This window comes from Candidatus Poriferisodalis multihospitum (genome assembly GCF_028283155.1).
Lineage (GTDB): Bacteria > Actinomycetota > Acidimicrobiia > Acidimicrobiales > Poriferisodalaceae > Poriferisodalis > Poriferisodalis multihospitum.
Window position 1 is genome coordinate 1 of record NZ_JAPYOK010000111.1, and the last position, 2,735, is coordinate 2,735.

Annotated in this window: 3 protein-coding genes; all 3 read right to left on the bottom strand. The window is 68.1% G+C overall.

From position 1 onward, the window contains the following. Positions 1–234: hypothetical protein (locus VI480_RS13305; RefSeq protein WP_323673342.1), on the bottom strand; the 234-nt coding region annotated here is incomplete at its 3' end. Positions 235–280: 46 nt separating this feature from the next. Next, a complete protein-coding gene (locus VI480_RS13310) occupies positions 281–1,396 on the bottom strand; it encodes a hypothetical protein (RefSeq protein ID WP_323673343.1) in 1,116 nt (371 codons plus the stop codon). Between the two features lie 72 nt (positions 1,397–1,468). Beyond that, entirely contained in the window at positions 1,469–2,479 is a 1,011-nt protein-coding gene (locus VI480_RS13315; RefSeq protein ID WP_323673344.1) for a L,D-transpeptidase family protein, read from the bottom strand. Between the last annotated feature and the right edge of the window lie 256 nt (positions 2,480–2,735).

Genomic DNA, 2,735 nt, shown 5'->3' on the forward strand with positions numbered 1-2,735 from the left:
CCGAGAGCGGCTGGGGCGCTGGCGGCGATGCAGACTCATCGCTTCGGGTCGCCTGCCGGTGCGTCGTTCTGCCCGGCCTTGCCGGTAGCCGACGACACCGCCCACCACGCAGACCAGCACTATGAATCCCGTCGGGGGCAGGCCGAGCCATCCGGCTACGACGAACAGCACGAGCACCGCTGCGATGTCGGGCCCCCACGGTTCTCTGGCTTTTCTATTCCGTCGATCAGACATGTGTGCAGCATCGCGCTGGGGTGTCACACGATTCGAGTCCGGCCGCTCAGATGTAGTCGTCGTCGTTCTCCCAGGACGACCGGCGGCCACGCCCGCGTGAAGTCGGCCTCCGGGGCGGTTCATCGTCGCCCCAGTCCCACCTGTCGTCTGCGTCCCATTCGTCGTCTGTGTCATCCCACCGGTCATCTGTGTCCCATTCGTCGTTTCGGTCCCGCCAGTCGCGTTCGGCCGGGTCTCGTTCACTGAAGGCCCAGAACTCTCGGTCTTCTCGCTCCCACTCGTCGTCGCGGTCTTCGTCGTCGTCCCAGTCCGGCTCGTCGTCGCTCCAGTCGTCGCTGTGGGAGCGGTGTCGTGACGATGCTCGGCGGTGCCGCCTGCCGGGCGGCGGGTTGGCAGACGGTGCGGTTGTGTGCCGGTGCGTGCCGTGTCGGCGTGCGAATACCAGGAGTCCGCCGATGATGAGCAGAGCGCCCATGTCCGCTCCGGAGAAGACCATGAGCGTCCCCGCAGCGATCGCTGCGACCCCGACGCCTCTGCTCAGCAGCCAACGGCTTGCCTTGCGCAGCAGCAAGCCCGCCGAGCTATCCGGCTCGGTGTTACCCGGCTGGCCGGCGGCGGTCGAGCGACTCGGCGACCGATGCGGCAGCGCCGCCGCACCCACCGCTTCTGCTACGGCCCACCAGTCCAGCTTCCACCGCCGCATCTCCGCAAGGTCGACGACGTGACAGGGCTTCTGGGGGTCGTCGATCTCCCGCTGCAGCTCAGCGCTGAGCCCGGTTGCCGTGTGGATCAGCATGCGGGCCCGGAACCTCGCCGAACCGGAGTGCGCCAAGAACGAAGCGACGTCTTGCTTCGAAATGAGCCGGTTGTCGCTGCAGCAGTGGCACTGGATCGCCATGGCATCATCGCCGCGAGCGTTGTTGCGGTGCGCAACGAGGTCGATCCCGCCGCCCGAGCCCTCGCGGCCCGCCCAGTCGTCCCACCGATCGACGCGATCGAACACCCTCCGACCGTCGCCGTCGCTCAGCGCGCCCAGCACGCCTTGGCACAGCCGCTCGAACCTGCCGCCGAGATCGGCGCTGTCGTGCGCTTGGCGGCGCATCTCGCTCAGAACATCGTCGATCTGCGGGCCGTCCGAGCCCCGTCGTGCCTGATCGAACACACTCGGAGTATCGCGCTGGGGTGTCACACGAGACGGGGCCAGCACGACACAGCAGGCTCGTCGCAGCCGTTCTCAGGCGATGACGACTACCGGGGTGCCGATGGAGGCCCATTGGTAGAGGCGCTCGGCTTTATCGTCGCGTTGGCGCACGCATCCCAGCGACGCGAACTCGCCGAGGTCGGCTTCGGTCTGCACGGGCGTGTCCCGCCAGCCACGGGGGATGGAGTGGAAGCCGATGTTGTCCCCGTTGGAGTCGGTGGTGAAGCGCACCATGTGCTCCATGGTGACCAGCCAGTTGTAGGAGATTGCGTCCTGCGACTTCGACGTGACCGAGTAGCGGCCCGGCAGCGGCGACTCAGCGTGCCCGCTGACCGGGTAGTTGTCCACCATGGCGCCGTCGGCGTCGATGAGCCAGACCCACTGGCTGCCTCGGTCATAGATGACATGGCGAGCGCCCGCGACCCCGACGTCGGGTGCGGCGTTGCCGCTGTGCCACAGGGTCTGTCCCAGCGGTGCGAGAACGGTCAGTGCGCCGTCATCGCCGAGCAGCAGCGAAGCGCCCGCTTCGCTGCGCGTGCCCGCAGTCCACAGCCGTGCGTCGTCCCCAGATGATGCCGCAGCCCCGAAATCGGGATGAGCGGTGTCGTAGAGGACGAGTTCGCCGTCGGCGCGCATCACCAGCAGCGGCATCGCCGAAGGGGCCGGCTCGGTCGACCACAGGACGCCGTAGCGACCCAGCCCGTCGTCAGTGGCACGCAGCACCAGCCGCCCGCCCCGCTCGGCCGTCAGCCGATACCAACCGTTCGGCGACATCGCCGACTGACCCGCAGACAGATACCCGCCAGGACCCAGCACGACGGTCGCGGCCGGCGTATGAGGGGATGGATCGGGCATGCCGTCGGCCTCGCTGCCGCTGCCTGCCAGCCACTCGGCATAGAAGTCGAGATGCCAGCGCCGAGGGAACTCTGCACTCGGACCGGCGACATCGCTGGCCGCAGACGCCGCACCGACAGGCAGCACCGCAAGCACCGCGGCTACGCCGAGCCCGGCGGCCATGCGCAGATGCGTCCTCGAAGCGAGCATGCACGACGAGAGTACGGCAACGGCGACGAACAGTGCAATGACAGCCGGCATGCAGCGCCGGCCCGTCGGCGCCGTGTCTGCCTACAGCGGCGATGGCATAGGGTTCGCTGGTCGATCGATTGCAGCGGGAGCGCGTGCGCCATGTCGATGAAGGGAATGGAAGACAGCGAGGTGCTGTCGTTCAATGAGCAGATCATCGCCGAGTTCCGGGCGAACGAGGGGCGCTGCGGCGGCAGGTTCGAGGGCAACCCGATGC

Coding starts and splice junctions, on each gene's coding strand:
- VI480_RS13315 (WP_323673344.1), bottom strand. CDS start 2,479: ATGCTCGCTTCGAGGACGCATCTGCGCATGGCCGCCGGGCTCGGCGTA.